General features: G+C 71.6%; 25 protein-coding genes, 1 pseudogene and 1 riboswitch. Of the genes and pseudogenes, 19 read left to right on the forward strand and 7 right to left on the reverse strand.

What is annotated here, in order from left to right:
* Positions 1 to 37: 37 nt before the first annotated feature.
* The gene (locus ACGFH9_RS11275; protein WP_393217455.1) at positions 38 to 289 is read left to right on the forward strand and encodes a hypothetical protein; all 252 of its coding nucleotides are present in this window, start codon (positions 38 to 40) and stop codon (positions 287 to 289) included.
* Positions 290 to 298: 9 nt separating this feature from the next.
* On the opposite strand, the gene ACGFH9_RS11280 is transcribed toward ACGFH9_RS11275, so the two are convergent.
* The 3 genes from ACGFH9_RS11280 to ACGFH9_RS11290 form a co-directional block, all read right to left on the reverse strand.
* The gene (locus ACGFH9_RS11280) at positions 299 to 760 is read right to left on the reverse strand and encodes a hypothetical protein (RefSeq protein ID WP_393217457.1); all 462 of its coding nucleotides are present in this window, start codon (positions 758 to 760) and stop codon (positions 299 to 301) included.
* Entirely contained in the window at positions 757 to 969 is a 213-nt protein-coding gene (locus ACGFH9_RS11285) for a phosphatidylethanolamine-binding protein (RefSeq protein ID WP_088948250.1), read from the reverse strand. Before ACGFH9_RS11285 ends, ACGFH9_RS11280 begins: the two co-directional genes overlap by 4 nt.
* Positions 970 to 1042: 73 nt before the next feature.
* A complete protein-coding gene (locus ACGFH9_RS11290; RefSeq protein ID WP_393217459.1) occupies positions 1043 to 1924 on the reverse strand; it encodes a universal stress protein in 882 nt (293 codons plus the stop codon).
* 262 nt (positions 1925 to 2186) lie between these two features.
* Here ACGFH9_RS11290 and ACGFH9_RS11295 point away from each other — a divergent pair, with 262 nt between their 5' ends.
* The 14 genes and pseudogenes from ACGFH9_RS11295 to ACGFH9_RS11360 all read left to right on the forward strand — a co-directional run bounded on the left by ACGFH9_RS11295 (position 2187) and on the right by ACGFH9_RS11360 (position 13024).
* Positions 2187 to 3365 carry a PP2C family protein-serine/threonine phosphatase gene (locus ACGFH9_RS11295; RefSeq protein ID WP_393217460.1) on the forward strand — a complete coding sequence of 393 codons (1179 nt, stop codon included), beginning with the start codon at positions 2187 to 2189 and terminating at the stop codon, positions 3363 to 3365.
* Positions 3366 to 3421: 56 nt separating this feature from the next.
* Positions 3422 to 3889 (forward strand): MarR family winged helix-turn-helix transcriptional regulator, encoded by a 468-nt coding sequence (locus ACGFH9_RS11300; RefSeq protein WP_393217627.1) that lies wholly within the window; start codon positions 3422 to 3424, stop codon positions 3887 to 3889.
* A 279-nt stretch (positions 3890 to 4168) separates the two neighbouring features.
* Positions 4169 to 4786 carry a CDP-alcohol phosphatidyltransferase family protein gene (locus ACGFH9_RS11305; protein ID WP_393217462.1) on the forward strand — a complete coding sequence of 206 codons (618 nt, stop codon included), beginning with the start codon at positions 4169 to 4171 and terminating at the stop codon, positions 4784 to 4786.
* The gene (locus tag ACGFH9_RS11310) at positions 4783 to 5718 is read left to right on the forward strand and encodes a DUF881 domain-containing protein (protein ID WP_393217464.1); all 936 of its coding nucleotides are present in this window, start codon (positions 4783 to 4785) and stop codon (positions 5716 to 5718) included. Before ACGFH9_RS11305 ends, ACGFH9_RS11310 begins: the two co-directional genes overlap by 4 nt.
* Entirely contained in the window at positions 5715 to 6047 is a 333-nt protein-coding gene (locus ACGFH9_RS11315; RefSeq protein ID WP_007460356.1) for a small basic family protein, read from the forward strand. The genes ACGFH9_RS11310 and ACGFH9_RS11315 overlap by 4 nt, the downstream gene beginning before the upstream one ends.
* A gap of 11 nt (positions 6048 to 6058) precedes the next feature.
* Positions 6059 to 7061: pseudogene (locus ACGFH9_RS11320) on the forward strand (DUF881 domain-containing protein); the annotation flags it as partial.
* Between the two features lie 61 nt (positions 7062 to 7122).
* On the forward strand, positions 7123 to 7503 hold the full coding sequence (gene gcvH / locus ACGFH9_RS11325) for a glycine cleavage system protein GcvH (protein ID WP_393217466.1): 381 nt from the start codon (positions 7123 to 7125) through the stop codon (positions 7501 to 7503).
* Between the two features lie 217 nt (positions 7504 to 7720).
* Positions 7721 to 8173, forward strand: a complete 453-nt coding sequence (locus ACGFH9_RS11330) for an FHA domain-containing protein (RefSeq protein WP_007071101.1) — start codon at positions 7721 to 7723, stop codon at positions 8171 to 8173.
* 50 nt (positions 8174 to 8223) lie between these two features.
* Positions 8224 to 8925 carry a MerR family transcriptional regulator gene (locus ACGFH9_RS11335; protein WP_393217629.1) on the forward strand — a complete coding sequence of 234 codons (702 nt, stop codon included), beginning with the start codon at positions 8224 to 8226 and terminating at the stop codon, positions 8923 to 8925.
* Positions 8926 to 9108: 183 nt separating this feature from the next.
* Entirely contained in the window at positions 9109 to 9573 is a 465-nt protein-coding gene (locus ACGFH9_RS11340; protein ID WP_007460347.1) for a bifunctional nuclease family protein, read from the forward strand.
* Positions 9574 to 9763: 190 nt separating this feature from the next.
* Complete coding sequence (locus ACGFH9_RS11345) at positions 9764 to 10345, forward strand: MerR family transcriptional regulator (protein WP_393217468.1); 582 nt, start codon at positions 9764 to 9766, stop codon at positions 10343 to 10345.
* A gap of 363 nt (positions 10346 to 10708) precedes the next feature.
* On the forward strand, positions 10709 to 11107 hold the full coding sequence (locus ACGFH9_RS11350) for a group 1 truncated hemoglobin (protein WP_393217470.1): 399 nt from the start codon (positions 10709 to 10711) through the stop codon (positions 11105 to 11107).
* A gap of 2 nt (positions 11108 to 11109) precedes the next feature.
* Positions 11110 to 12276: a globin domain-containing protein gene (locus ACGFH9_RS11355; RefSeq protein ID WP_393217472.1), complete on the forward strand. Its 1167-nt coding sequence runs from the start codon at positions 11110 to 11112 to the stop codon at positions 12274 to 12276.
* Between the two features lie 52 nt (positions 12277 to 12328).
* Positions 12329 to 13024, forward strand: coding sequence for a DivIVA domain-containing protein (locus ACGFH9_RS11360; RefSeq protein WP_393217474.1), 696 nt, complete (start codon positions 12329 to 12331; stop codon positions 13022 to 13024).
* A gap of 52 nt (positions 13025 to 13076) precedes the next feature.
* Here ACGFH9_RS11360 and ACGFH9_RS11365 read toward each other — a convergent pair whose 3' ends face one another.
* Both ACGFH9_RS11365 and ACGFH9_RS11370 read right to left on the reverse strand, forming a co-directional pair.
* The gene (locus ACGFH9_RS11365; RefSeq protein ID WP_393217476.1) at positions 13077 to 13733 is read right to left on the reverse strand and encodes an NAD(P)-binding oxidoreductase; all 657 of its coding nucleotides are present in this window, start codon (positions 13731 to 13733) and stop codon (positions 13077 to 13079) included.
* Positions 13734 to 13814: 81 nt separating this feature from the next.
* On the reverse strand, positions 13815 to 14567 hold the full coding sequence (locus ACGFH9_RS11370; protein ID WP_393217477.1) for a hypothetical protein: 753 nt from the start codon (positions 14565 to 14567) through the stop codon (positions 13815 to 13817).
* Between the two features lie 135 nt (positions 14568 to 14702).
* Here ACGFH9_RS11370 and ACGFH9_RS11375 point away from each other — a divergent pair, with 135 nt between their 5' ends.
* Both ACGFH9_RS11375 and gcvP read left to right on the forward strand, forming a co-directional pair.
* On the forward strand, positions 14703 to 15548 hold the full coding sequence (locus ACGFH9_RS11375; protein ID WP_393217479.1) for an NAD-dependent protein deacetylase: 846 nt from the start codon (positions 14703 to 14705) through the stop codon (positions 15546 to 15548).
* Between the two features lie 63 nt (positions 15549 to 15611).
* Positions 15612 to 15707, forward strand: a riboswitch (glycine riboswitch).
* Between the two features lie 73 nt (positions 15708 to 15780).
* Positions 15781 to 18603: an aminomethyl-transferring glycine dehydrogenase gene (gcvP, locus tag ACGFH9_RS11380; RefSeq protein ID WP_393217480.1), complete on the forward strand. Its 2823-nt coding sequence runs from the start codon at positions 15781 to 15783 to the stop codon at positions 18601 to 18603.
* Positions 18604 to 18704: 101 nt separating this feature from the next.
* Here gcvP and ACGFH9_RS11385 read toward each other — a convergent pair whose 3' ends face one another.
* Entirely contained in the window at positions 18705 to 18905 is a 201-nt protein-coding gene (locus ACGFH9_RS11385) for a DUF5999 family protein (protein WP_234586185.1), read from the reverse strand.
* Positions 18906 to 19001: 96 nt separating this feature from the next.
* On the opposite strand from ACGFH9_RS11385, the gene ACGFH9_RS11390 reads away from it, so the two are divergent.
* Together ACGFH9_RS11390 and def are read left to right on the forward strand one after the other, a co-directional pair.
* Positions 19002 to 20216: a chorismate-binding protein gene (locus ACGFH9_RS11390; protein WP_393217631.1), complete on the forward strand. Its 1215-nt coding sequence runs from the start codon at positions 19002 to 19004 to the stop codon at positions 20214 to 20216.
* A gap of 31 nt (positions 20217 to 20247) precedes the next feature.
* Positions 20248 to 20757, forward strand: a complete 510-nt coding sequence (def, locus tag ACGFH9_RS11395; protein WP_393217482.1) for a peptide deformylase — start codon at positions 20248 to 20250, stop codon at positions 20755 to 20757.
* 11 nt (positions 20758 to 20768) lie between these two features.
* Here the strand turns inward: def and ACGFH9_RS11400 are convergent, their stop codons facing one another.
* On the reverse strand, positions 20769 to 21527 hold the full coding sequence (locus tag ACGFH9_RS11400) for a sulfite exporter TauE/SafE family protein (protein WP_393217484.1): 759 nt from the start codon (positions 21525 to 21527) through the stop codon (positions 20769 to 20771).
* Positions 21528 to 21576: the final 49 nt, after the last annotated feature.

Genomic DNA, 21576 nt, shown 5'->3' on the forward strand with positions numbered 1-21576 from the left:
ACGGAGAATGCGCTCGGGCGCGGCGGGTATGCGGCCGGTGGAGGCGGTCGATGCCGCCTGCCGTACCGGGAGGGAGACGCTCGTGGTCAACCCGCAGCAGGAGGAGTTCCGGCGTAACGCCAAGGGAGCGACCAGCCAGGACAGCAAGGGGCCCGGACCGACCGGGCACCCGCTCAACAGTGGCTCGTCGCGCGGGGACGTCGGTCGGCCGGTGCCCAAGGGGCAGGTGTCGCCGTACGGCCCGGCGGGTGAGCCGGTCGCCGAGGACGACAGCGACACCCGCGCCTGACGATCGTGCTCACGGCCGCCGCAACCTGTTCCAGGTCGCGGCGGCCGTGAGTCCGTACGCCAGGTGGGGGATGATGTCGGAGATCCAGTCCGAGCGTCGCCAGGTACGGGGATCGCTGATGCCGAGCGCCGTGATGGACCCGTCGGTCATCGCCATGACGCCGGCCCCGAGCACGCCGGTCGCCAGCGGAATCGGCTGCCGCCGCCCGCCCGCGTAGGCCGCGAACGCCATGCCGGCGGCGATGCCCAGCCCGTACCCGATCAGGGGCCCGAGCCCCGAGCGGCGGGTGGCCGCCCGGGGCCCCGACCCCAGATTCACGTGCGCGATGTGGGCCAGCCGGTCGACGGTCTCCTCCGGCGTGCTGCTCGCCGGTCGCGCCCGAAGGGCGATGTCCAGGTAGCCGACCACGTTCAGCGCGGTGCTGCCAACAGCGCCCGCGATGGCACCGTCGGCCAGGTCGACGCTCCTCACTTCGGGTCGCCTGGTTCGCGTTCGCTCTTGGGCCCGTAGGTGCGCTCACCGCGGACGACGCCCCGTTGGCCGCGATCCTCCTGGAGGATCCGGTTGGCGACCTGGTTGGCCTTGCCGTCGGGTACCCGGCGTCCGGAGTCGTCGATCGCGTTGCGCAACCGCGCCCGCTGCTTGTCGTACGCGTTGCTGCCCGGCCGTGGTCCTGGCATCTGCTGCCTCCTTCGTCGCCGTTGGCGTACCGCGGCCGTCTACCCGTTGGGGGGCAGCCCAACCCCGGGGCCGTCAGCGGGGGCCGCGGACCACGGCGACCGGGCACCGTGCGTGGTGCAGCACCGACTGGCTCACCGACCCCAGCAGCAACCCGGTCACCTCGCCGCGCCCCTGCCCGCCGACGACCAGCAGTTGGGCGTCACGGGACGCCTCGGCCAGCGCCGCGCCGGCACGCTCGCGCGTCGCCCGGCACGTCAGGCGCAATCCCGGATGGCGTGCGGGCAGCTCGTCCAGCCAGCCGGTGAGCAGCTTCTCCTGCTCCCCGTGCAGCTGCGCCTCGTCGTACACCAGGGGTTGCATGTCGCCCGGACCGCTGCTGCCGGGGTGCCGGTAGGCGTGCACCGCGCGCAGCGGCACGCCGCGCGTCACCGCGGTCTCGGCCGCGAAGTCGGCGGCGAGCAGCGACGCCGGCGAGCCGTCGATCCCGACCACGACCGGCCCGTCGGGCCGTTGCGTGCCGCGGGCCACCAGCACCGGGCAATCGGCGTACGCGCTGACCTGCACCGCCACCGAGCCGACGACGAGCGCCGAGAAGCCGCCCAGCCCACGGTCGCCGAGCACGACGAGCGCGGCGGTGGGGGACTCACCCACCAGCACCGCTGCGGCCTCGCCGTCGATGATCTCCCCGGAGGTCGGCAACCCGGGCGTGGTCGCCTCGGCCTCGGCCACCGCTCGCGCGACCAGCTCGGTGGCCCGCTGGCGCAGGCCGGCGCCCGGCGGTGCGTCAGGTCCTGGGGCGACGGGCACGTGCAGCAGCGGCCAGATGAAACCGTGTACCACCCGCAGCGGCCGGTGCCGGCGAACCGCCTCGACGGCGGCCAGGCGCACGGCGCGCAGGGACGGCTCCGAGCCGTCCACGCCGACCACCACCGCCGCGCTGTCCGCCGAGTTCACCGCCGCACCTCCCGCCGGGCCAGTATCGCGGGCGTGGCGGCGCGGCGGAGCGATACCGACTCGCGGGCCCCGGTCGGTACGCTGGCGACGACCCGAGCGCAAGGAGCGTCGTCGATGGGCGAACCGGACGAAGCGCCGGCGTGCCGGACGCGTTCCACGGCACCCTGCGACCCGGGACGCCGATTGACCCGCGACGACAGGTTGTCCGGGCGCGTCCGTATGATGCTTGCCCTGTAGCAAGTTTTTGGAGGGACGACCAAGCATGGTGGACGCGCCGGACGGGGTGTCGCGCGCGCTGCGCGAAGCCGCGCCCGACCAGTTGGCGGAGGCGGCGGACCGGGCTATCCGGGCGGCGTTGGGCGCGTTGCGCACCGACGTGTTCGTCGCCGACTACCGGATCAGCGGGCTCTGGCCCGTGCGGGATCCGGACCTGCCGGCGGCCGGGGCCCTGGACCGGCACACCGTGGCGCAGCGCTGCTTCTCCAGCCAGCAGCCGGTGCGCGACGCTCTCGACGGCGGGGCCTGCCGGCTCTACCTGCCCCTGACGGTGTGGGGGGAGCGACTCGGAGTGCTGCTCATCGAGTTGCCGACCGTGCCCGGCCCGGCGGTCACCGGCCGCGCCACCGACATCGCCGGTGACCTGGCGGTGGCGATGCGCGCCGCGGACCGGGAGACCGACCGCTACCGGCGCGCCCGACGCCGCGAGCGACTCAGCATGGCCGCCGAGATGCAGTGGGACCTGCTGCCCGGGCGCAGCGTCGCGCACCGTTCCTTCAACCTGGCCGGGCAGTTGGAGCCGGCGTACACCGTCGGCGGCGACCACTTCGACTGGTCGTTGGACGGTGACCGGCTCACGCTGACGGTGCTCAACGGCGAGGGCAACGGTCTGGCCGCGTCGCTGCTGACGGCGGTCACGGTCAACGCGATGCGCAACGCACGCCGCTCGGACGGCGGGCTCACGGAGCAGGCGGAACTGGCCTCGGACACGGTCTACTACCAGCATCGCGGTCGTCGGTACGTGGCCACGCTGCTGCTGGAGCTGGACATCGCCACCGGGCGGGTACGGGCGGTCGACGCCGGTTCGCCGCATCTGCTGCGCATGCGCGGCGCGACGGTCGAGCCGATGACGTTGGACCAGCAGTTGCCGCTGGGCATGTTCGCCGAGACCCGCTACGAGCTTCAGGAGTTCCAGCTCGCGCCAGGGGATCGGGTCTTCGTGGTCAGCGACGGGGTGTGGGCGGCCGAGCCGGCGGGGCGGGAGCCGTACGGGCAGCGGATGATGGCCCGGTCCATGCGGGCCACGCGGTTGCAGCCGGCGACCGAGGCGGTTGGTACGGTGATGCGCGAACTACACGCCTACCACGCGGATTCCGATTTGCGCGACGACGCCGTCGTCGTGTGCCTCGACTGGCATGGTCCGCGTGGGCGGGATGGCGGATGAGGGTCGCCGCCACCGTCCCGGGCGGGCACCAGCGCGACGACGGTAGGGGACATCGGGTGGAGCGACCGGCGGATCTCGCCGCGGCGATCAACGTGGCCGCAGAGACGCTGATCGCCGTGCTCGACTCGGCGGCGGAGCGGCATCAGGTTCCACCGACCCAGTTGCGGGTGCTGATGCTGATCAGTGGTCGGCCGGAGACCAACGTCAACGGGTTGGCGGAGTTGCTCGACGTGGTGCCCTCCTCGGCCAGCCGGCTGTGCGACCGGCTGGAAGCGACAGGTCTGTTGCGCCGGGTCGCCGATCCGCGCGACCGGCGGGAGGTGCGGCTGGTGCCCACCCCCGCGGCGCTGACCCTGCTACGGGAGTTGGCGGAGCGGCGAGAGCGTGCGGTGCAGGCCGTGCTGGACAGGATGGCGCCCCGGGCACAGCACGAGTTGCTGGCGGCGTTGCTGGCGTTCGGGCGTGCGGCTACGCAGACGGTGCCGGAGCAGCAGACCGACCAACCAGCGGTCCAGACGGCCTGACTGTCCACTAATATCCTAGGACGCTCTAGCGGTGGTGATCCACACCACAGAGCGGCACGACCGCGCCGAGGCCGCACGGCGACCGGTACACGAACGAGAGCCCGATATAGTGGCAGCGCACTTACCCGGCCCGCGATCTTCGAGATCGCGGGCCGTATCAGGGCAGAGGTCCCGTCCCGGGGCCGCAGGGGAGCCGGTGGTTGCCGGCCCGACAGTGCGTACGACCTCCGCCGCGCCCGATCTCGGCCAGGCGTCGGGGCGTGCCGTGGAGGAGGTTCGGTGTCGCCTCGGCCGGCTCAGGCAGAGCACCCGCGGGACATCGGTGACCAGGTGCTCACCCTGCCCAACCTGATCAGCTTCGGGCGGCTGCTGGGCGTACCCCTGTTCCTCTATCTGTTCCTGGTGGCCCGCGCGGACGTGGCGGCGGTGGTGGTGCTGGCCATCGGCGGCACCACCGACTGGGTCGACGGTTGGATCGCCCGCCGACTGCGTCAGGTGAGCCGCCTCGGTGAGCTGCTCGACCCCCTGGCCGACCGGCTCTACATCCTCGCCACACTGCTCGCCTTCACCGCCCGGGAGGTCGTGCCGTGGCAGTTCACGGCGGCCCTGCTGGCCCGGGAGGCGCTGCTGCTCGGTTCGCTGGCGGTGTTGCGCCGCTTCGGGTATGGGCCGCCGCCGGTGCACTACGTGGGCAAGACCGCCACGTTCCTGCTGCTCGCGGCGTTCCCGGTGCTGCTGTTGGCTACCGAGTGGAGCGCGGCGGCGACGGCGACGGCCGCGATCGGCTGGGGGCTGGCCTGGTGGGGGTTGGTGCTCTACTGGGTGGCCGGCGCGATGTACGTGGTGCAGGCGTCGCGGTTGGTGCGCGCGGCGCGCGGTCGGGGAGCGCCGGCGTGAGCGCGACCCCGCCGCGACGGCCCCGCCCGGATCGGGTGTACGCCCCGGACTTTCTCACCGAGTTGTTCCGCAACCCCCTGGACCCGGTGTACGCGGACGCGGCCGCCGCGCGGCAGCGGACGACGTCGACGGACGCGCCCCGGGGCTGGGCGGCGCGGTCCGTCGGCCTGGTCGTGGTGGTGGTGCTGGGTTTCCTGTTCGCGGTGGCGTATCGCCAGACGATGGCGGACGAGCCGGGGCGCGCTCAGGCCCGCTCGGGGTTGGTGGCGCAGATCAAGGACCGGGAGAGCCAGACGGACCGGTTGTCGGCGCGGGCGGATCAGCTGCGCGAGGACGTCAGCCGGCAGCGGGACGCCGCGCTGAGTGGGTCGGCCGCGGCGCGCCTTCGGGACCTGGAGGCGAGCACCGGGCTGGGTCGGGTGCGGGGCGACGGTGTGGTGGTGCGCCTGGCGGACGCTCCGGGGAACGCGGACGCGGTGACCGGTGCGGGAGCGGGGCCGCCGCGGGTGCTGTACAGCGACCTGCAGGGTGTGGCGAACGCGTTGTGGAGCGCTGGCGCGGAGGCGATCGCGATCAACGGTCAGCGGTTGACGTCGACGTCGACGATCCGTTCGGCGGGCGAGGCGATCCTGGTGGATTTCCGGCCGGTGACGGGTCCGTACGAGGTGTCGGCGACGGGTCCGGGGTCGATGCGGCGCAAGTTCGAGGACAGCCGGAACGCGGCGCTGATGCGGGAGGTCGCGCAGAAGACCGGTTTGTCGTTCGGTGTGCGGGAGGCGGAGGACCTCACCCTGCCGGCGGCTCCGGAGCCGCAGCTACGCTACGCCAAGCCGTCGGTCAGTTCGAGCCCTTCGGGGGCGGTTGGCCGGTCTGGCAGTCCTGGGTCGTCGGGTTCGCCGGGGACCGCTAGTCCTTCCGGAGGTGGCGGATGATCGCGGTGCTGGCGTTGCTCGCCGGTGTGGTGCTCGGGGTGTGGCTCGATCCCACGGTGCCGGCGGCGTTGCAGCCGTACCTGCCGATCGCGGTGGTCGCCGCGTTGGACGCGGTGTTCGGTGGGGTGCGGGCGAAGTTGGACCGCATCTTCGACGACAAGCAGTTCGTGGTGTCGTTCATCTCGAACGTGCTGGTGGCTGGTCTGATCGTGTATCTGGGTGACCAGTTGGGTGTGGGTGGGCAGTTGTCCACCGGTGTGGTGGTCGTTCTGGGTGTGCGCATCTTCGGAAATGTGGCGGCGATCCGTCGGCACCTGTTCCGGGCGTAGGTTTGACAGCGATGAGCGACGAGCAGGCGGAGACGGGTACGGGTTGGCCGGGGACACCGGGGCGGCCTGGTGGGCCGGCGGGTGAGCCGGATCCGCGGCCGGACGCGCCCGATCCGGACGAGTTGAGTCCGTTGGCGCCGCACGGTCCGGCGCGGGAGCCGGAGCCCGGGGGCGCGGAGCCGGACCCGGACGGTGCGGAGCGGGACGTGCCGCCGGTCGATGACGGGGCGACGGTGGACCTGCGGGCGGTGTCGCGTGTGGGTGAGCCGGTGGCGCCGTCGGACGAGGCGACGGTGACGTCGCCCGCGCCGGCGGGTCGTTCGCGGTGGAGCGCGGCCGGGCTGATGATCGCGGTGTTGTTGGCGTTGCTGGGTTTCACGCTGGTCGTGCAGTTGAAGACGACGTCGACGGATCCGACGTTGGGTGCGACGCGTCAGGAGGACCTGGTGCGGATCCTGTCGGATCTGGATGCGCGCGAGAGTCGGCTTCAGCAGGACATCCGGGCGTTGGAGGACAGTCAGCGGCAGTTGGCCTCGGGTGAGCAGGGTCGGCAGGCGGCGTTGGACGAGGCGACGCGTCGGGCCGACGAGCTGGGGATTCTGGCGGGGACGTTGCCGGCGGTGGGGCCGGGGTTGACGGTGCAGTTCTCCAGTGGGGCCAAGCCGATCACGGCGAACCGGGTGTTGGACGCGGTGCAGGAGTTGCGGGGCGCGGGCGCGGAGGCGATGCAGATCTCCGGTGCGGACCGGGCGACGGTGCGGGTGATCGCGTCGACGTACTTCCTGGATGGGGAGAACGGGGCGTTGATAGTGGAGGGGCGTCGGTTGACGGGGCCCTACACGATCACGGTGATCGGTGATCCGGCGACGATGCGTACGGCGTTGAACATTCCTGGTGGGGTGGTGGCGTCGGTCCGGGGTGACGGCGGTAACGTGACGTTTGGGGAGCGTGAGGTTGCCGAGGTTTCGGCGCTGCACGCGCCGACCAAGTAGGAAACACGCCCGTCCGGTCTCCTGGCCGGCGCGGCCGCGCCGGGCCCGGGTGGTCCGGGGCACGATGGATGAGGACGCGTCTGGTGATTCCCGAGGATCTGCGATACACCGCCGAGCATGAGTGGGTGGCGGGTGACGGCACCGGTTCGATCCGGGTCGGCATCACGCACTTCGCGCAGGACGCGTTGGGTGACATCGTGTACGTGCAGTTGCCGGAGGCGGGTGCGGTCGTGGCGGCCGGTGACTCGTTGGGTGAGATCGAGTCGACCAAGAGTGTGTCGGAGATCTACGCGCCGGTCGCGGGTACGGTGGCGGCGCGGAACGAGGCGCTGGTTGACACTCCCGAGCTGATCAACACGGATCCGTATGGTGCGGGTTGGTTGGTGGAGATCACGCCGAATGATCCGACGGCGACGGACGGGTTGCTCACGGCCGGCGCGTATCAGAAGATCACCGAAGGCTGAGTGTGCTTGATCCGGCGTGCGGGATGTCTGCGCGCGTCCGGTTGCCCTGCATTTCGGCGCTGGCTAGGCTCGCCCAGTCGACCGAGAAGAACCCATTAGTTGTGCGTTGCGGAATTGCCTTCCCGGGCACGGGGAGCCAGCCGCCGGGTGTTGGAGTGCCCGGCGGCCAGACCCGCCATTACCCGACGCCGACCGAACAGATCCGTGAGGTGGTCCCATGACGCGGCCAGACGACGAGTTCCCCCCGCTCGACGTCACTTCGACGCTCAATCTCGGTTCGCTCGACGAAGTGCTGGAGGGGCCGGACACCGATGTGGTGCCGAGCCGGATGTCCGGTTCGTTGCCGCCGGGTATGGCGCTGCTGGTGGTTCGTCGCGGTCCGAATGCGGGTGCCCGGTTCCTGTTGGACCACGATGTGACGACCAGTGGCCGGCATCCGGACAGTGACATCTTCCTTGACGACGTGACGGTGTCGCGTCGGCACGCGGAGTTCCATCGTGATGGTGGGACGTTCACGGTGCGGGATGTGGGCAGCCTGAATGGCACGTATGTGAATCGTGAGCGCGTCGAGGCGGCCACGTTGAGCAATGGTGACGAGGTTCAGATCGGTAAGTTCCGGGTGGTGTTCATCGCCGGTCCGCGCCCGGAGGAGGAGGCCGGCCGGGGGTGAACGAGCCTGCGGCCTCCATGCCACCCGGGGCGGCGCGGTCCCAGCCGCTGATGAGCATCGGTGAGGTGCTGGGTCAGTTGCGGGTGGATTTCCCGGACACGACGATTTCGAAGCTGCGGTTCCTCGAGGCCGAGGGGCTGGTTGAGCCGCAGCGGACGGCGGCGGGTTACCGGAAGTACAGCTGGGACGATGTGGCGCGGTTGCGGTTTGTGTTGACCGCGCAGCGGGACAGGTACCTGCCGTTGCGGGTTATCCGTGAGCAGTTGGCCGAGTGGGATTCGTCCGGTGAGCAGCCGGAGCGGTCGCGGCCGGCGTTGGTGGCGGTGGGGCCCGATGGTGCGGTGCCGGGTCGGGAGTCGGCGGAGCCGGCCGAGTCGTCGCAGGTGCGGCTCGGCCGGACTGATTTGGTGGCCCGTAGTGGGATCGACGAGTCGACGCTCGTGGAGTTGGAGCGGCTCGGTGTGCTGGTGTCGGATCCGCCGGGGTGGTATGACGCGGATGCGTTGATCATCGCGTCTGCGGTGGCGGGTCTGGCGGCGTACGGGTTGGAGCCGCGGCATCTGCGGGGTTATCGGACTGCGGCCGATCGTGAGGTCGGGTTGTTCGCGCAGTTGGTGGCGCCGTTGGCGCGGCAGAGTGATCCGGCGGCGCGGGCTCGGGCGGCGGAGACGGCGCGGGAGTTGGTGGCGTTGTCGGAGCAGTTGCACGCGGCGTTGGTGCGGGTGGGACTGCGGTCGACGTTGGGTCGGTGAGAGTGCCCGGCAGGCGGCGGCGGAGCGGAAAGATCTCTTCGGGGAAGCGTGCCGTAGGCTTGCCGGGGTAACCCCTTTCTGGCGCGGGCGTGGTGCTGTAGCGCATGGGACGGCCGTGTTGCGGTCCGTGTACCGTGCAGGGAAGGGCGCGGTGCGTAGGTTGACGACGACACGGAGGCGGCGGTGCGCGAGCTGAGCGTGGTCGGAGTTCGGGTGGAGCTGCCCAGCAACCAGCCGATCGTCCTGCTCAGGGAGGTCGAGGGCGACCGCTATCTGCCGATCTGGATCGGTGCGGTCGAGGCCACGGCCATCGCTTATGAGCAGCAGGGGGTCAAGCCGGCCCGTCCGTTGACGCATGATCTTTTGCGGGATGTGTTGGCGGCGTTGCAGGCGCCGTTGCAGGCGGTGGAGATCACCGAGCTCAAGGAGAACGTGTTCTACGCCGACTTGTTGATCGGTGACGGGGTGCGGGTGTCGGCGCGGCCGAGCGATTCGATCGCGTTGGCGTTGCGTGTTGGTGCGCCCATTCGTTGTGCGGAGCAGGTCCTCAGCGAGGCGGGGATCGTTATCCCCGACGAGCAGGAGGACGAGGTGGAGAAGTTCCGCGAGTTCCTGGAGCAGGTCCGTCCGGAGGACTTCGCGGGCTGAGCCGTTCCGGTTGCCCGTTGGCGTCACGGTGGGTGACGCCGGCGCGTGGTGGTGATCTTTCTCGGTGGCTGCGCGGCGTGTCGCGTCGGTTCCTCCGCGGTAACCCCTGAAGGTGGCGTTAGGGTTGCCGTGTCGAGGGGTGCGCGTCGGAGAAACGATGCGGCGCCGCACTGACGGGGAGGTTGTCCGCATGCACGAGCCGCAGGATCCCGATCCGGGTACGCAGGTGAACGAGCCGGGTGTGACGCCTGAGGGTGATGGCTCGGTGGGCTACCGAGGTGTGACGGCGTGCCACGCGGTGGGCATCAGCTATCGGCAGTTGGATTACTGGGCGCGGACGACGTTGGTCGTGCCGAGCGTCCGGGACGCGTCGGGTTCGGGGACGCAGCGGTTGTACTCGTTCCGCGATCTGGTGGTGTTGAAGGTCGTGAAGCGGTTGTTGGATGCGGGGGTGTCCCTGCAGAACATCCGTAAGGCGATCGAGGCGTTGCGGTCGCGTGGTGTGGAGGATCTGGCGGGGATCACGCTGATCTCTGACGGGACGACGGTGTACGAGTGCCGGTCCCCGGAGGAGGTGGTCGACCTGTTGCAGGGTGGGCAGGGCGTGTTCGGGATCGCTATCGGTGGGGCTTTCAAGGAGATCCAGGGGTCGTTGTCGCATCTGCCGGCGGAGCCGGCGGCGAGCGTCCCGGCGGAGCCGGTGGTGGGGTCCGCGTTGGATCCGATGGGCGACGAGTTGGCGGCGCGGCGGGCGCGGCGGCGCGCGGGCTGAGTAGCGCTGCGCGTCTGTCGGTGCGCGGTCCGTTGGCGCGGGTGATTTTTTTGGACGCGGCCGTTCGGTGACTGTGGGTCAGGGTGTTTGACGTCGGGTGGCTGTTCCCCGGCTGGTGAATCCACAGTGGATACGGTGCGTGTCGCTCCGGTTGCCGTGGGTGGATCTTTCGGGTTGACGGTGATGACGGTGCGTGTCCACCAGTTGTCGGGAACCGGATAGGGGGGCCCTGACCGGAGGTCGCGGGCACGCTATGGTCCGTCACGGTCCCCGCCGTGGTGTCCGTGGCATGAGGGTGTCGCGTCGGTGGCCGTAGCCCCTGCGCGTCACCGCGCGCGACCTTTCACCCCGGAAGGAACGACCGTGACGGTTACGGAAGAGACCGCTCCCGCCTCGCACTACGACCGCATCGGCGGTGCGAGTTCGGTGAAGGCGGCCGTCGAGCTGTTCTACGACAAGGTTCTCGCCGATCCCGAGTTGGCTGGCTATTTCGCCACTGTGGACATGCCGACCCAGCGGCGGCACCTGGCGCTGATGTTGACGGTGGTGCTGGGTGGCCCGAACGAGTACGCGGGTCGCGGATTGGCCGAGGCGCACCAGCCGCTGGGCATCCCGGCGGAGCACTACGCGATGGTGGGTGCGCACCTGGTCGCGACGCTGACCGAGTTGGGTGTGCCCGCCGACGTCCTGGACGACGTGCGGACAGTGCTGGGGCAGGTGCAGGACCAGGTGGTGTCCACCGGAGAGCGTCCGGGCGTCTGAGCGTGGAAGCGGCCCGACTCAAGCAGAGTTGGTCCCTCGTCGCCGCGCACGGCGACGAGGTGCCGCTCTACTTCTATTCGACGTTGTTCCTGGGGCATCCCGAGACGCGGCAGATGTTCCCGACGAACATGGCGGGGCAGCGGGATCGTCTCGTCACCGCGTTGGGGCACATCGTGTCGCATGTGGACCAGGTCGACCGGCTGGTGGGGTTCCTGCAGGACCTCGGCGCGGATCACCGTAAGTTCGCGGTACGCGCGGAGCATTACCCGGCGGTCGGTGAGGCGCTGTTGGCGACGTTGCAGCATTTCCTGGCCGAGCAGTGGACCGACGAGCTGGCCCAGGACTGGGCGGGCGCGTACGGGTTGGTCGCGCAGGTGATGACGGAGGCCGCGCAGGCCGCCGAGGCGGTGAACCCGCCGTGGTGGGTGGCGGAGATCGTGGCCCATGAGCGGCGGGCGTTCGACGTGGCGGTGTTGACGGTGCGTCCGCAGTACCTGTTGTCGTTCACTCCGGGGCAGTCGGTGGGAGTGTCGCATCCGTCGGTGCGGTCGTGGCGGTACTACTCGCCGGCGAACGCGCCGCGCGCGGACGGCACGTTGGAGTTGCATGTGCGGGCCGCGCCGGGTGGCGCGGTGTCGTCGCGGCTGGTGTACGGCTCGGCGGTCGGTGACCGCGTGAATCTGGCCGCGCCGGTGGGGGAGCGGCTGGCGTTGTGGTCGGCGGGTTCCAGTGACCTGTTGCTGTTGACGTCGGGTACGGGCTGGGCGCCGATGAAGGCGTTGGTGGAGCAGGTCGCCGCGGAGGGTTCCCGTCGTCGGGTGGACCTGTATGTGGGTGCGCGCTCGCGCAGCGAGTTCTACGACAGCGACGCGATCGACAAGATGGCGTCGTCGTTTCCGTGGTTGACGGTGACGTACGTGGTGGGCGCGGACGTGAACCGGCCGGGTGAGTTCGTGCACGCGGTGGACCGGGCGTTGGCCGATGCTGACTGGCGTTCGCGGCACGTGTACGTGTGCGGGTCGGACGAGATGGTGTCGCACGCGGCGCAGACGTTGGCGCGGGCGGGTTACCACGAGGGTCAGGTGCATCACGAGGGTCTGGGCAAGCAGTGGTACGGCCCGGCGTGGCGTACTGCTGTCCAGCAGTCGAGTGAGGGGGGTGACCGGTGAGCGCGAGGAGTGAGCTTGCGAGCCCCGCAGTCGCGAACGAGAGGCGTGAGCGGTGAGCGCGACCCCGATCAGCCGGTACGACGGGATTCAGGTGTCCGGCGGTGTGCAGGTACGGATGACGTCCGACCGGGTTCGGCGGTGGGAGTTCGGTACGGCGCCGTTCACGCGGCGCGGCTACGACCACGCGGACGTGGATCGGTTCCGGGTGCAGATCGCCGACGAGTTGGATCTGTTGGCGACGCAGATCGCGCATCTGCGGGCGGAGAACGAGCGGCTGACCGACCGGGTGGAGTTGCACCGCCACGGGGTGATCCCGAGCACTCCGGCGGCGGCGAAGGTGCCGGCGGCCAAGGAGGTGAATCTGCTCTCGGCGGCGCAGCGGGAGGCCGAGCAGATCATCGCGCAGGCGCACGACTACGCGCGGCGGGTCGCGGAGTACGCCCGGGTGCAGTACGAGAGTTACATGCGGGCGGCGGCGGAGGAGGCGAAGCAGGAGGCCGAGCGGGCGGTGGCGGAGTACCGCAGTTCGGCCGGGTCGAGCTTCGACGAGACGGTGGCGACCCGGGAGGCGTTGCGGATCTTCGGCGAGATGATGGTGTCGCACATGCAGGCGGCGGCGCGGCATCTCGACGACGGCAGTGAGCAGTTGGCGCGCACCATGGACCGGATCGCGAAGGAGACGCCGGGGGCGCCTTTCGTCGGTGGTGTGGCGGGACAGTCGGCGTTGCCGCGTCACCACCAGCGGTGACCGGCCTCGGGTGCGGCCCCGCGTTCGGGTGGGGCCCCACCCGGCCGGCGGCTCAGGTGGTGTGGGCGCGGACCGCGTCGGCGATGGGTGTGGGGCCCTCGACGAGTTCCAGGGTCGCGCCGGCGGTGCGGGGTTCGTGCAGGAGCGCGGCGAGGACCAGGGCGACGTCGGCGCGGCTGATGGCGCCTCGACCGGCGTGTCGGGTGAGGGTGACGTGTCCGGTGGCTTCGTGGTCGGTGAGGCGGCCGGGGCGTAGCACCGTCCAGGCCAGGTCGCGGGCGCGCAGGTCGTCCTCGGCGGCGCGTTTGGCGCGCAGGTACGCGGCCCACACGTCGTCGGTGCCGGCCGAGGGGGGCGCGTCCACGCCCATCGAGGAGACCAGCAGGTAGCGGTGGACACCGGCGCGGGTGGCGGCGTCGGCGAGCAGCGCGGCGGCGGCCCGGTCGACGGTGTCCTTGCGGGCGGCGCCGCTGCCGGGTCCGGCGCCGGCGGCGAAGATGACCGCGTCGGTGTCGTGCAGGTGCGCGGCGACCTCGTCGACGTCGGCGTGTTCCAGGTCGCAGACGACCGCGGTGGCGCCGGCGGCGCGCAGGTCGTCGACGTGGTCGGGGTTGCGGATCAGGCCGACGGCGATGTCGCCGCGCTCGCTGAGGTGCCGCTCGAGCAGCAGGGCGATCTTGCCGTGGCCTCCGGCGATGACAACACGCATGTGGTCAACCTACCGGCGGGCCCGTCGTGGTCGCCGGGCGCTCACCCCTACCGAACGGGCGGCCGTCCGTCGTCGTCGCGTTCATTTCGTCGCGGTGGCCCATTCGGCCGCCGTCGTGGGGCTGTGGTACCGGGTGAAACCGCAGCCCCACGCCATCGGGTCGGCGAGCGGCACGCCACCCCAGCGGGACGTGCCGGACACGAGCAACCGGGTGCCGATCTGATAGGCGGGCACGTGCTCGGACGTGGCATCGCCGGTGCCGGCCCCCGCGGTGGGCGGCGACATGTCCACTGCGGCGGTGCCCCCGGAGCCACCTGTGAACCAGGTGTGCACCTGGAAGGTCACCGAGCGCAGGTCCAGGGGCGGATGGTTGCTGCGCCCGGTTCGGGCCGGCCCGATGCCGGTCACGGTGCCGTCGAAGGCGAAGGCCTGCTCGGCGAGCGTCCGCGGTGAGTACGCCTTGACGCACTGCGCCGCGCCGAAGGCGAGCGGATCACCCGGCTTGACCCCGGCCGGCAGGTCGGCCGTCGACGCCGAGGCGGCCGGTGCGACCGAGGTGGTGTCCGGCGGCTGTGCCTGCGGCGTCGCGGCGGGCCTGTACGGCGTCCACCGGCCCGCCGCGACGATCACCGCGGTCGTGGTCGCGGCCGCCGTCAGGGTCCAGCGCCTGCGGTGGACCCGGCGGACCGCCGCGCGCACCCGCTTCCAGTGCCGGTACGCGTCGGCCAGCACGGTCTGTGCAAGATCCTCCGCCATGTGCCGGTCGCCGCTCAGGACGAACGCCAGGCGCACCAGCGACCGGCCGTACCCCGCCACGAAATCCTCGAACGACACGCCCGCTCCCGTCAGTGCTTCTCACCAGAAAGACGCATCGGCCGTCGCCCCGCGCTGCACACCCGCCCGGTCAGCTCACCGCCGGTCAGGTGACCACGGGGGGCGTCGGGGGGTGCGTTGAGGCAGCATGGAGGAGTGACGAAGAGTGTGCAGGAGCTGGCCTCGCTGGTGTCCGGCGGTCAGGTGGTGGTGCTCAGCGGGGCGGGCCTGTCCACCGAGTCGGGTATCCCGGACTATCGGGGGCCTTCCGGGGTGGCCCGTCGGCACACCCCGATGACCTTCCAGGCGTTCACCCGGGACGCGGTGGCGCGGCGGCGGTACTGGGCGCGTAGCCACCTGGGGTGGCGGTTGATCGCGCGGGCGACGCCGAACGACGGGCACCGGGCGGTGGCGCGGTTGCAGGACGCCGGCCTGGTCGAGGCGGTGATCACGCAGAACGTCGACGGGCTGCACGGGGCGGCGGGCAGCGACCGGGTGGTCGAGTTGCACGGGCGCCTCGACGAGGTGATCTGCCTGGACTGCGGCAACCTGACCTCCCGCGAGGAGGTGGACCGGCGGCTGCGTGAGGCCAACCCGGACTTCGTGGCCCGGGTCGCCGCCGTCAACCCGGACGGTGATGTTGATCTCCCTGACGAGCAGGCGGCGGGGTTCCGGCCGGTGGACTGCGGGATCTGCGGGACGGGGATGCTGAAACCGGACGTGGTGTTCTTCGGCGAGACGGTGCCGCGGCAACGGGTGGCGCGGTGTTTCGCGCTGGTGGAGCAGGCCCGGGCGGTCGTGGTGCTCGGGTCGTCGTTGACGGTCATGTCGGGCCGGCGGTTCGTGATCCGGGCCGCGAAGCAGGGCATTCCGGTAGCGATCGTCAACCAGGGCCCGACCCGGGGTGACGGGTACGCCACGGTGCGCGTCGACGCGCCGCTGGGGCAGGTGCTGCCGGCGCTCGTCGAGCGGGTCACCGGCGCCTCGGCGGTGCCGGTGTGACAGCCGACGCGGGGTAGGGCATCTGCCGGAAACACCGGCGCTGGTAGCGTTGACCATGCCGGTAGCACCCACGTGGGAGAGACCGCCCGACAGTTCAGGCGGCGCCGAAGGGGCAAATCCTCCCCGGAACCTCTCAGGCAAAAGGACCTCGTGGGCAGGCACTGTGGAGCGCCCCTGCGGGGTGTGACAGAGGGGGAGGCCGACACGTCGACCTCGCCCGGGAGCGCCCCTGATGTCCGTAGAGCAGTTCGCCACCCGTCACATCGGTCCCGGACCGGACGACGAGCGCCGCATGCTGGAAGTCGTCGGGCACGACTCGATCGACGAGCTGATGGACGCCGCGATCCCCGAGGTGATCCGCTGGCACGGCACCCTCGACCTGCCGGAGGCGGCCACCGAGGCCGAGGCCATCGCCGAGCTGCGCGCCCTGGCGGCCCGCAACACCGTCGCGGTGTCCATGATCGGCCTGGGCTACCACGGTACGCACACCCCGGCGGTGATCCGCCGCAACGTCCTGGAGGACCCGGCCTGGTACACGGCGTACACGCCGTACCAGCCGGAGATCAGCCAGGGCCGCCTGGAGGCGCTGCTGAACTTCCAGACGATGGTCACCGACCTGACCGGCCTGGCGACCGCGAACGCCTCGATGCTCGACGAGGGCACCGCCGCGGCGGAGGCCATGACCCTCGCCCGGCGGGCGTCCAGGAGCAGGAGCGGCGTGTACGTCGTCGACGCCGACGCCCTGCCGCAGACCATCGCGGTGATCACCAGTCGGGCGGTGCCGCTCGGCATCGACGTGCGGGTCCTGGACGTCGAGCGCGACGAGTTGCCGGCGGAGTTCTTCGGTCTGCACCTGCAGTACCCGGGGGCGTCCGGGGCGGTCCGTGACCACGCCGGTCTGGTGGAGGCGGCGCACGCCGTCGGCGCCCTGGTCACCGTCGCGGCGGACCTGCTGGCGTTGACGCTGCTGCGGGCGCCGGGGGAGATCGGCGCCGACATCGCCGCCGGCACCACCCAGCGGTTCGGCGTACCCATGGGCTTCGGTGGACCGCACGCCGGCTACCTGGCGGTCCGCGCGGGCCTGGAGCGGATGCTGCCCGGACGCCTCGTCGGGGTGTCCCGCGACGCGGACGGCAACCCGGCGTACCGGCTGGCGTTGCAGACCCGTGAGCAGCACATCCGGCGGGAGAAGGCCACCAGCAACATCTGCACCGCCCAGGTGCTCCTCGCGGTGATGGCCGGCATGTACGCCGTCTACCACGGCCCGGACGGGCTGCGGGACATCGCGACGCGTACCCATGCCATGGCGGCGCGGCTCGCGGCCGGGTTGCGCGCCGGCGGCGTGGACGTCGCGGACGTCGCGTTCTTCGACACCGTCACCGCGCGCGTGCCCGGCGGCGCGGCGCGGGTCGTCGCGGCGGCGGCCGAGCGGGGGGTGAACCTGCGCCTGGTCGACGCCGACCGGGTGGGGATGTCCTGCGACGAGACGACCACCGACGCGCACCTGCGCGAGGTGTGGGCGGCGTTCGGGGTGCCCAGGTTCGACGGCGACGCCGACGCGGCCCTGCCGGCCGACCTGACGCGCGGCACCGACTTCCTGACCCACCCGGTGTTCCGCAGCCACCACTCCGAGACGGCGATGCTGCGCTACCTGCGGCGCCTGTCGGACTTCGACTACGCCCTGGACCGGGGCATGATCCCCCTCGGCTCGTGCACGATGAAGCTGAACGCGACCACCGAGATGGAGCCGGTGAGCTGGGCGGATTTCGCGAACATCCACCCGTTCGCGCCGGACGACCAGACCGTCGGCTACCGGGAGATGATCGGCCAGTTGGAGTCGTGGCTGGCCGAGGTGACCGGCTACGACGCGGTCAGCGTGCAGCCCAACGCCGGTTCCCAGGGTGAGCTGGCCGGGTTGCTGGCCATCCGCTCATACCACGCGTCGCGCGGTGAGACCCACCGCGACGTGTGCCTGATCCCGTCGTCCGCGCACGGCACGAACGCGGCCAGCGCGGTGATGGCCGGCATGCGGGTCGTCGTGGTGGCCTGCGACGACGACGGCAACGTCGACCTCGTCGACCTCGACGCGAAGATCGACAAGCACCGCGACGCGCTCGCCGCGATCATGGTGACGTACCCGTCGACGCACGGCGTGTACGAGACGGGCATCGCGTCGCTGTGCGCGAAGGTCCACGACGCCGGCGGCCAGGTGTACGTCGACGGGGCGAACCTCAACGCCCTGGTCGGGTTCGCCAAGCCCGGCCGGTTCGGCGCGGACGTGTCGCACCTGAACCTGCACAAGACGTTCTGCATCCCGCACGGCGGCGGCGGCCCCGGCGTCGGCCCGGTGGCGGTACGCGCGCACCTGGCGCCGTTCCTGCCCGGCGACCCGCTCGGCGCGCACGTCGACGCCACCCCGGCGATCTCGGCGGCCAAGTACGGGTCGGCGGGCATCCTGCCGATCCCGTGGGCGTACCTGCGGATGATGGGCGCCGAGGGCCTGACCCGGGCCACGGGCGTGGCCGTCCTCGCCGCGAACTACGTGGCGGCCCGGCTGCGGGGACACTTCCCGGTCCTGTACGCCGGCAACAAGGGCCTGGTGGCGCACGAGTGCATCCTCGACCTGCGGCAGTTGACGAAGGCGACCGGCGTGAGCGTCGACGACGTCGCGAAGCGACTCATCGACTACGGCTTCCACGCGCCGACGATGTCGTTCCCCGTCGCCGGGACGCTGATGGTCGAGCCGACCGAGAGCGAGGACCTGGCCGAGCTGGACCGGTTCTGCGACGCGATGATCGCCATCCGGGCGGAGATCGAGCAGGTCGCCTCGGGGCAGTGGCCGGCGGGGGACAACCCCCTGGCGAACGCGCCACACACCGCGGCGATGGTCAGCGGCGACGAGTGGCCGCACCCGTACCCGCGGTCGGTGGGCGCGTACCCGGCCGGAGCCGACCGGGCCGGAAAGTACTGGCCGCCGGTGCGGCGTATCGACGGCGCGTACGGCGACCGGAACCTGGTCTGCTCGTGCCCGTCGCCGGAGGCGTTCGAAGACTGACGACGGGCGTGCCGGGGCGGGCGGTACGGGCCGCCCCGGCCACCGCTGCGACCTGCACTAGCCTGGTCGACGGCGGCTGGTTGGTGACGCTGGGTGATCGTTCAGGCTACGAGGGCGTGGCGGGCGGGACCGCGGTGCGGTGCGATGCTGCTGCCGTCGGGCAACAGCTCGCCGGTGTCCTCGAAGACGATGACGCCGTTGCAGAGCAGGCTCCAGCCCTGCTCAGGGAAGCAGGCGAGGACCCGGGCGGCTTCCCGGTCGGTGGCTTCAGCTAAGGGGCAGGTCGGTTGGTGCTGGCACATCGGGTTCTCCGGACTGTGGGGGCACTGTGTCATGTTTCACATGACCAGTGACGCACAGTACCAAGCGAAAGTGTCCAGCATCGAGCAGGTGCCGGCCTGTCGTACGGGAAATCCACTGAACGGATGAGGAAGATCGGACCATACGGCGTGGAAACGCTCCCACAGGTGCTGGTTGATGTGCCCGCGGCACCGCCCGCATGCCGCGACACCCTCGTCGAACGCACCCGCCTGCACTGGCGCCGCGCCGACGGCGGCGACCCCGCCCTCCTCGCCGAAGAGTTCCTCGCCGCCCACGGCCTGGACCTGCGCGACCTGAACCGACCCGCAGCGCACACCCCACGCGCCTGCGGCGCCGCCCTGTACCTGTCCGCCGCCGCCGGCGCGCACCTGGCCGGCGTACCCACCACCGCACCCGAACCCGCGCCCACCCTGCCCGACCTCGCCGTCGTCATCTACGACCACGGACCCACCCGAGCACCCGCCGCCCCCCACGACGCACCCTGGTGGCTCGGCCCGTGGACCGAAAGCTGGACCCCCGAACAGCACGCCGCCGCCGTCGACGCCGTCCGCGCCGCCATCGGCCGCGGCGACATCTACCAGACCAACCTCGTCGGACACGCCGCCGCCCCCTACACCGGCGACCCCCTACCCGCCCTCCGCCGCCTCGGCGCCCTACCCGGCGCCCGCTACGGCGGCGTCCTCACCGGCGAGGGCTGGGCCATCGGCTGCGCCTCCCCGGAAACCCTCATCGAGGCCCACCACGGGCAACTGACCACCCGACCCATCAAGGGCACCCGCCCCGCCACCGCCACCGGCCACGCCGAACTCCTCGCCAGCGCCAAGGAACGCGCCGAACACATCATGATCGTCGACCTGGAACGCAACGACCTCGCCCGCATCGCCCGCACCGGCACCGTCACCGTCGACGAACTGTTCGCCGTCCGCCGCTGGTGCGACCTCTGGCAGGCCGAATCCACCATCCGCGCGCACGCCGCCGACGGCCTCGGCCTCGCCGACCTGCTCCGCGCCACCTGCCCCGGCGGCTCCGTCACCGGCGCACCGAAACTCGCCGCCCTCACCCACATCGCCGCCGCAGAACCCGTCGGCCGCGGCGCCAGCATGGGCGCCCTCGGCTGGGTCACCCCCGGCCACGTCGACCTCGGCCTCACCATCCGCACCGCCGCCGCCGACGGCGACGCCCTGCACACCTGGGCCGGAGGCGGCATCACCTGGGACAGCGACCCCACCGCCGAGGTCGCCGAAGCCGCCGCCAAGACCACCCCCGTCCGCGCCACCCTGACCGGCCGCTGACACCACCACCGGCGGCGATACGCTGACCCCCATGACCATGCGGCCCATCCGGATCATCGGCGACCCCGTCCTGCGCACCGAATGCGAGCCGGTCACCACCTTCGACGCCGAGCTACGCGCCCTGGTCACCGACCTCATGGACACCCTGCTGGGCGCACCCGGCCGCGCCGGCGTCGCCGCACCACAGATCGGCGTCAGCGCCCAGGTCTTCGTCTACGACGCCGACGGGCACCGCGGCCACCTCATCAACCCCACCCTCGAACTGTCCGACGAACTCCAGGACGACGAAGAGGGCTGCCTGTCCATCCCCGGGCTCTACTTCCCGACCGTCCGGGCCCTGCACGCCACCGCCCACGGCGTCGACCAACACGGCGAACCGCTGACCATCACCGGCACCGGCTTCCTCGCCCGCGCCCTGCAACACGAGACCGACCACCTGCACGGCACCCTCTACGTCGACACCCTGCGCGGCGACACCCGCCGCCGAGCCCTGCGCGAGATCCGCGCCGGCCGCTTCGACTCACCCAGCCGCCGCAGCTGAACCCCGCGCCCCTACCGAGCCACCCACTGGTCGTGGCCCAGCTTCGCGACCAACGCCAGCACCACCACCAACAGCACCACCCGCACGAACCCCGACCCCCGCCGCAACGCCATCCGCGCACCCACCACCGCGCCAGCGATGTTGCACACCGCCATCCCCGCGCCCAGCAACCACCACACGTGCCCGGTCACCCCGAACACCACCAACGCGCCCAGATTCGTACCCGCGTTGACCACCTTCGCCATCGCCGACCCGTGCACGAAATCCGCACCCACCAACGTCGTGAACGCCACCACCAGGAACGTCCCCGTACCCGGACCGATCAACCCGTCGTACAGGGCGATACCGACACCGGCCACACCGATCGCCGCCGCGACCCGCACCGGCGTCCGCCGCGCCGGCACGGCCACCACCCCCAACCGCGGCCGCACCAACACGAACACCGCCACCGCCACCAGGACCACCAACACCACCGGCCGGTACGCCGACGCCGGCACCGCCCCGGCCAACGCCGCGCCCACCCCCGCGCTCACCACCGCGACACCCGCCGCCGGCCCCGCCACCCGCCAGTCCACAGTCGTGCGCCGCGCGTACGTCGCCGCCGCCGTCGCCGTACCGAAGATCGCCGCCACCTTGTTCGTCCCCAACGCGGTAGCCACCGGCAGCCCCGGAGCGGCCACCAACAACGCCGGCAACAGCAACAACCCACCACCACCGACCACGGCATCCACCCAACCGGCCATCGCCGCGGCGGCCAGCAGGGTACTCAACGACACAGCGTCCACGGCCGGCAATTCTCCCCACCCGAACCACCCGACC

The sequence above is a fragment of the Micromonospora sp. NPDC049102 genome (assembly GCF_043197485.1).
Taxonomy (GTDB): Bacteria; Actinomycetota; Actinomycetes; order Mycobacteriales; family Micromonosporaceae; genus Micromonospora.